We start from the raw sequence: 7,189 nt of genomic DNA on the forward strand, positions 1-7,189 counted from the left end.
ACCGGTTTCCCGGTGTTATCCCAGTCTTACAGGCAGGTTGCCCACGTGTTACTCACCCGTCCGCCGCTAACCAATGGGAGCAAGCTCCCAAAGATCCGCTCGACTTGCATGTATTAGGCACGCCGCCAGCGTTCGTCCTGAGCCAGGATCAAACTCTCCAAGAAAGTTGATATAGCTCGGATGTTACGTTGGCTTCATTTCGAAAGAAATGAAATATTATTGTTTGTTGACGTTTTTGTTTGTTTAGTTTTCAAAGAACAATATCATTAAGTGTTTCGCAATCGCCATTCAGAAGCGACTTTATTAATATATCATGGTGTATCCCATGATGTCAACACTTTTTTTAAAACCCGTCATCCACGAAAAGTTTTAACAATCATTTCGCAGCGACGGTTATTAATATACCAAGTATCAAGAAAAAGGTCAATACGTTTTTTTCTTTTTTATAATGTTTTTTTATTAACGCGATAACATCTGTGAAAAATCCCTGACCCTTTTGTTTCCACATTCACTACTTCTACTAAATGTTTTTCAATTAAATATTCAAGAAGTACAGCCATATCGACAGAATAAGGGATTAATTCTTTTTCATTCATGATTTCATTAAACGACCAATATTCCTTCTCACTAAGAATATCTAGTAAATGAGTAGAACCCATCTTTGTTCTGGAATGAATCATAAATTCACTGGCTAGGAAAAGTAATTCCAATCTTTTTTCCAGTGTTTCTTCACTATTGACAAGTTCTTCGTATAGTTTAAATATCTCAGGCTCAATTTGTTTTACTTGATGCCAAACTGTTAATTCCGGATGGAGTCCATTTTCAATGATTGCCAATCTTGCTAAATGGTGCAAGGAGTGTACAACATAATTATAGGCATCTAAATAGAGATGATTTTCAAATAATGCTTTTCCATCTACATACCGCCGAATTAACTTGGCAAATTCCATCCCCATTTTGATTTTTCTTCCGTAAAAGGGAAATTCCCGGAGCTCTTTTTTTAGATTTACTACATATTCATTTCGGTCAAATAAAATCCTTGCATCATCAATCCATTCAAATATTTTCCGATTTGAACCAAGTAAGATCCATTCCTTCAATAAATCCTCAACAATAATATGCATGGCCGCTTTTTTGTCATGATAGGTATAATGCTTTATAAGTAACGGCTTTTCTGCCTCTTTTACAATAATCAAAAGAATATCGTCAAACGAGTCCGTTGTGTGGCTTGATTTTTGTTTTTTCTCCACCATCAAAACTCCAATAGTGTTGGTTTGGCTTGCCCTTTCTTGATAAATCGGACGAAGGATATCTTCCATTCTTAATTCCTCCATTTTTTTCAGGTAGCATAATATTTTCGACAATAACGAGAAAACTCCTTCTTATAATCGAGACAAATTTCGACATTTCTTTCTCGTAGCAATTTTTCTATTTTCATAAATATGGTATAGTTTCACTAGGAGGGGTTATATGGCTAAATATTCAAGTAAAATAAATAAAATTAGAACCTTTGCTCTAGCTTTAATATTTATTGGCTTCATTGTTATGTACGGAGGAATTTATTTTCGAACTTCTCCACTTATTATGACCATCTTTATGCTTTTCGGTCTTCTTTTTATTATAGCAAGCACGATTGTTTATTTTTGGATCGGAATGTTGTCTACGAAGACCATTCAAGTTAAGTGTCCGGGCTGTGGTAAACCTACAAAAATGCTAGGCCGAGTCGATATGTGTATGTATTGTCGCGAACCTCTAACCCTGGACCAAAATCTTGAAGGAAAAGAATTCGACGAAACCTATAATAGAAAATCAAGCAAATAGACAAATGGTGTCCGTACAAAAAGGACACCATTTATCCATTAAAAAAAGCTGATTCCTTTGAATCAACTCTTTCGCGCTTATTTAATGAACTTCTTTACTGGAACACTCCGGACATGTTCCATAAATTTCCATACGGTGATTACCTACTTTAAATCCAGTCACATGTGAAGCTAAATGTTCGACTTCATCTAGACCCGGATAGAGGAAATCAACGATTTTTCCACATTCTTCACAAATCACGTGGTAATGCTGTGTTGTAATAAAATCAAAACGACTGGAGGCATCACCAAAAGTTAATTCGTTGACAAGACCAACCTCACGAAATACTCGTAAATTATTGTAAACTGTCGCCACACTCATATTGGGAAATTTCCCTTCAAGAGCTTTATAAATTTCATCGGCAGTTGGATGTGACATCGAGTTTATTAAATATTCAAGTATCGCATGACGTTGCGGAGTAATACGCACTCCTGTATCCTTCAAGGTATCCAACGCTTCTTTTAGCTGATTCACCGCCATGCACCTCTTTTCTAAAAAGTATTATTAGATTGTAATTGTTATAATTAATTTTAAAATTTATTTATACTTTTGTCAATATTGTTACCTCACAAATAGGCTGCACTTTTGATTAAGAATGCAAGGTTTGCTCTTTTTGTCCAAGCTGATGGTTCACATACCTCGCTGTTACAAACAACAGGTCCGAGAGACGATTTAGATAGGCCAAAACAAGCGGATTCACATCTTCCCCCAGCGTAACAGCACACCTTTCCGCACGTCTTGCCGTTGTCCTGGCTACATGAAAGGCAGCCCCTGCAGGATGCCCCCCGGGTAAAATAAAATTGGTTAACGGAGGGAGGTCTTCGTTCCATTCATCGATATGTTTTTCCATCTCTTCTATATCCGAACTTGAAAGGAACCATTTTACTTCCTTTCCTTTGGGTGTTGCTAACTCTGCACCGACATGAAAAAGATTTGTTTGTATTTTATGATATACCTTTTCAATTATTTCTTTCCCTTGAAAAATTTCCTTGTTTAAATAACTTAGTGCAAGCCCAATCATCGAATTCGATTCATCGCAGGTTCCATACGCTTCAACGCGCAAATCATTTTTAGCAACTCTTTGACCATAAATCAACGAGGTAGTCCCCTTGTCCCCTGTTTTTGTATAAATTTTCATTCCTAATACCTCCTTTTTATTCCTTAATCCTTTAATTTCTCTTAAATATGTATGAAATGGTTACTAAAAATTACACGATATCTCTATAACCACATTATATAGCTTGAAATCGGTATTTGAATAGAATGGCATAAAAAAAGGGGTCACTATGGACCCAAAATTTTTATCTGAGGAGGTATGCCCTAATAAAATGATATTCAAACCTTGTATTATTGCATTGGACAAATGCCTTTACTGATAAAAATAGGCTTCAAAATTGCTTGAAATTAGTTAAGGTTCTCTTTTATGAATGTTAGCGCTTCATCCACATGTCCTTTTACCTGTACCTTTCGCCATTCCCTTACCAATTTACCTTGTTTGTCAATAATAAAAGTTGACCTCTCAATTCCCATATACTCTTTGCCAAAATTCTTTTTTAACTTCCATACATCGAACGCTTCGGCAACAGCATGCTCAGTATCCGCAAGGAGTAAAAATGGCAATCCGTATTTCTCGATAAACTTTTGGTGCTTATCAATCGGGTCTGGACTGATTCCTAATATCACCGCATCTACATCCATAAAATCTTGGATCCGATCACGAAAATCACAAGCTTCCGTCGTACATCCCGGAGTCATATCTTTTGGGTAAAAATAAACAACGACATTCGTTCCGCGAAAATCGGATAATTTTACTTTTTCACCATTGGTCGCCTCTAATTCAAAATCCGGCGCAGTTACACCCAATTCTACTGACATATAAAACACCTCAATCGAAAATTAGTCTATAATGATAGACTATCCAATCTTGGTAAACATTGCAAACGATAATCACTTCTCGCGATTAAGCATTGCTCGTGCCACAAACGCTGCCGGAAGCGTATAGCCGATTAACGCTTCCGTAACCGCAATAATCCTGCCGAAACCTAAGGGAATTATATCCCCGTTGCCAACTGAGAACAGCATCATCGCACTAAAATAAAAACTGGATTCAAATATATTATTCCCATGTTCATGATTGATTTCTTTGAGTAACGGTACGCCCTTAAGCTCAAAAAGCACGTAAATTAAACCATAACCAATGATAACGGTTAAATAAATACAACCCAAATATAAGAAATTTTCTACCGAAACAAATTTCCCTTTCACTGTATTAGGTACAAAAAGTGTCTTTAGACTCATAAAAATACAAAACACCACAATCGGAAGCAAGAAATAGATCACGTTAACCACCTCGATCAGAAACATCCGTTACTCTATTTCTATGCAAGCTTGACCTATAAAATATCAAAAACCAGACATTAAGCCTGGTTTCCTTCCATAAAGAAGTATTTAATTACCTGCTCCCCGATATTTTTTTACTCCTTGATTCCAAAGGAGGATTGCTAGTGTGAAAAAGACGACACCGATTACGGGTGTTAAAAAGGCATAAACAAACCATTCTTTTTTTCCAAGAAAATACGCCGCTGGATAAACACCGACAAAAGCAAATGGAAGTACCCATGTTAAGACAAAACGAATAATTTTATTATAAATATCAACAGGATAGCGTCCATAGTTACTGATATTGTACATCATCGGCATAAGAGATGTTCTTGCATCTGCCCAAAAACTGATGCAGGCAATCATGATAAAGACTCCCCCATAAACCAGGGCCCCGCCAACCACAAAAACGAGGAATAAAAAGGGATCATACCATTTCACCTCGAGTCCAAGCTTAGCCCCCGAGTAAAACATGACCGCAAGGCCGGTAATAGCTCCTAATAAGGATTCAAGTTCCAAGCGCTCAAGGATAATTTGAAAAAGGCTGTGAATCGGTCTCGTTAAAATCCGGTCCAGCTCCCCTTTCACAATATAGCGTTCATTAAAATCCCAGATATTAAAGAAAGCAGAAAAAACAGCAAATGGGACAAGGAAAAAGCCATAAATAAAAATAATTTCATCTTTATTCCAACCATTTAACAGACTCGTATGTCCAAACACAACTAAAATAAAAACGAGATTGATGGCTTGAGACAACAAATCAGAGAAAAACTCCACAAATAAATCAGCACGATATTGAAATCTTGTCTTTAAATATTGTGAAAGATATTGAAAAAACATGGATGTGTAAAACACTTACTTAACCCCCTTGTATGATCAGCTGTTTTTTTGCTACAGACCAGAGGAATTGAATGGGGATAATTAAAATCACCACCCACAGGAACTGCTGAAAGATGGCCTCCATTGTCTGTGCATGGGAAAAACCGCCGGTAAAAATCATACTTGGTATATAGCTGATTCCCTGAAAGGGAAGGTATTTCATGAATCCCTGCGCCCATCCTGGGAAAAAACTGATAGGAAGGAGCAAACCAGAAAATAAATCAATGACCACTCGTTTTGCCCTAATCAATCCTGCATTATTATATAAGAAAAAAGTTGTAATTCCTGTTAGTAAATTCAACTGAGTATTGATAAAAAAGCTCAATAAGGTAGATAAGGCAAATAATCCCCAAACACCCGGATTCCAAGTGAATTTTATCGGAAAGATAAAAGAAACAATGATTAACCCGGGAATCGAGAAAAAGAAAAGCCGAAAAATCCCTTCTCCCAACCCCTGCATGGTTTTCATCCCAAGATAACTGTAAGGCCTGATTAATTCGACAGCCACTTTTCCTTCCATAATTTCAAGCGCCATTTCCCTATCCAGATTATTAAAGTAAAAGGCACGAGCCATCCAAGAAACAGCAACATAAGTAGTCATTTGTACAACCGAAAGACCTTCGATGTGCTCTTTGGAACCATAAATGGCGGACCATAGAAAATAATAGGCACCGATATTAATACCGTAAATCACAATTCCCGTATAATAATTCGTCCGGTAGGCAAGCATCATTAAAAAACGGATACGAATCATTTCAAGATATTTATCCAATTTACATGCCCCCTTCCACTTCCACCGTACCTTTTTCATAAATATTACGAATAATTTCTTCCGTAGAGATTTCAGTAATTTTTATGTCTTTAATTTTAAAAGCACTGACTACTTTGGCGATGAGTTGGGAAATAAGTTCTTCCTTGTCCTCTATATTGGCATTATAGATGGCTTCCTTTTCATCTAACTCCCATTTAACCGGAAGCCCTTTCGTCACCTCTTTTAATTTTGCCATTTCTACTTTTTCAAGAAATTGAAATTGCAGTTCCTTGCCCTCTCCCCATGTTTCCTTCAGGTTTTTTAGCGCACCGTCATAAATGATCTTGCCCTCATCAAGCATAATCACGCGTTCACACAACGCTTCAATATCAGACAGGTCATGAGTCGTTAAAAGGATCGTTGTATTGTATTTCTCATTAATTTCTTTTAAAAATTCCCGAATCTTTAATTTAACCAAAACGTCAAGCCCAATCGTCGGTTCATCTAAAAATAATAACGGCGGATTATGAATCAATGCTGCAGCAAGTTCACATCTCATTCTCTGACCAAGGGATAATTTCCGTACTGGTTTATCTAAAAGCGGTTCAATATCCAATGTTTTAATTACGTGCCCCATATGGTTATCGTAATCTTCGTCCGATACTTTGTAGACTTTTTTCAAAAGACGAAATGATTCCTGAACGGCGATATCCCACCAAAGCTGTGAGCGCTGACCAAAAACAACGCCAATCGTTTGCACAAATTTCTCCCGCTCCTTGTGCGGGTTCATTCCATTGACAGTGATTTGACCGGAAGTTGGTGTTAAAATCCCTGTTAGCATTTTAATCGTCGTCGATTTCCCTGCCCCATTTTCGCCAATATATCCAACCATTTCCCCTTGTTTTACAGAAAAATGGATATCATTGACCGCAGGTACCACTTTATAGTTTCGGGTAAAAAGGTCTCGGAAGGCTCCTTTTAAACCCGTCCGACTTGAATAGGCTTTGAACTCTTTTCGTAATTTTTTTACTTCTATTGCATTTTCCATCGATTTTCCTCCTGAAACTTTCCCTAATGTGTTAGTTTAGCCAAATCACAGCAGTAAAACAACCGTTCTGCTTTCAATAATGAATTTGCTGTCATTAGGTTGACCGGACGATCTCATTTTTCGCAGTTATGGTCGCGTAGAAACCACTTAGGCGACCGGACGATCTCATTTTTTACAGTTATGGTCGCGTAGAATCCCGATATGCGACCGAACTATCTCACTTTTCACTGTTATGGTCGCGTAGAATCCCGATATGCGACCGAACTATCTCA

At 37.4% G+C, this 7,189-nt stretch carries 9 protein-coding genes and 1 rRNA gene; 1 reads left to right on the forward strand and 9 read right to left on the reverse strand.

Translation table 11 applies throughout. From position 1 onward, the window contains the following. Together J2Y67_RS27250 and J2Y67_RS27255 are read right to left on the reverse strand one after the other, a co-directional pair. Positions 1-164: ribosomal RNA gene (locus tag J2Y67_RS27250) — 16S ribosomal RNA — on the reverse strand; the annotation flags it as partial. A 279-nt stretch (positions 165-443) separates the two neighbouring features. Next, entirely contained in the window at positions 444-1,319 is an 876-nt protein-coding gene (locus J2Y67_RS27255) for a nucleotidyltransferase-like protein (protein ID WP_310179273.1), read from the reverse strand. Between the two features lie 151 nt (positions 1,320-1,470). Between J2Y67_RS27255 and J2Y67_RS27260 the strand changes: the two genes are divergently transcribed. Beyond that, complete coding sequence (locus J2Y67_RS27260) at positions 1,471-1,821, forward strand: YgzB family protein (protein ID WP_310179274.1); 351 nt, start codon at positions 1,471-1,473, stop codon at positions 1,819-1,821. Between the two features lie 81 nt (positions 1,822-1,902). Here J2Y67_RS27260 and perR read toward each other — a convergent pair whose 3' ends face one another. The 7 genes from perR to J2Y67_RS27295 all read right to left on the reverse strand — a co-directional run bounded on the left by perR (position 1,903) and on the right by J2Y67_RS27295 (position 6,917). Continuing rightward, positions 1,903-2,340: a peroxide-responsive transcriptional repressor PerR gene (gene perR / locus J2Y67_RS27265; RefSeq protein WP_310179277.1), complete on the reverse strand. Its 438-nt coding sequence runs from the start codon at positions 2,338-2,340 to the stop codon at positions 1,903-1,905. A gap of 109 nt (positions 2,341-2,449) precedes the next feature. Continuing rightward, positions 2,450-2,998, reverse strand: a complete 549-nt coding sequence (locus tag J2Y67_RS27270) for a cob(I)yrinic acid a,c-diamide adenosyltransferase (protein ID WP_310179279.1) — start codon at positions 2,996-2,998, stop codon at positions 2,450-2,452. A 266-nt stretch (positions 2,999-3,264) separates the two neighbouring features. Next, positions 3,265-3,735, reverse strand: coding sequence for a thioredoxin-dependent thiol peroxidase (gene bcp, locus J2Y67_RS27275; RefSeq protein WP_310179281.1), 471 nt, complete (start codon positions 3,733-3,735; stop codon positions 3,265-3,267). Between the two features lie 72 nt (positions 3,736-3,807). Beyond that, positions 3,808-4,158: an ion channel gene (locus tag J2Y67_RS27280; protein WP_310179284.1), complete on the reverse strand. Its 351-nt coding sequence runs from the start codon at positions 4,156-4,158 to the stop codon at positions 3,808-3,810. 150 nt (positions 4,159-4,308) lie between these two features. Beyond that, a complete protein-coding gene (locus tag J2Y67_RS27285) occupies positions 4,309-5,094 on the reverse strand; it encodes an ABC transporter permease (protein ID WP_310179286.1) in 786 nt (261 codons plus the stop codon). Positions 5,095-5,098: 4 nt separating this feature from the next. After that, positions 5,099-5,890 (reverse strand): ABC transporter permease, encoded by a 792-nt coding sequence (locus J2Y67_RS27290; protein WP_310179288.1) that lies wholly within the window; start codon positions 5,888-5,890, stop codon positions 5,099-5,101. Position 5,891: 1 nt separating this feature from the next. After that, a complete protein-coding gene (locus J2Y67_RS27295) occupies positions 5,892-6,917 on the reverse strand; it encodes an ABC transporter ATP-binding protein (protein ID WP_310179291.1) in 1,026 nt (341 codons plus the stop codon). Between the last annotated feature and the right edge of the window lie 272 nt (positions 6,918-7,189).

It is taken from the genome of Neobacillus niacini, from assembly GCF_031456445.1.
In the GTDB taxonomy this organism is placed as follows: Bacteria; Bacillota; Bacilli; order Bacillales; family Cytobacillaceae; genus Neobacillus; species Neobacillus niacini_I.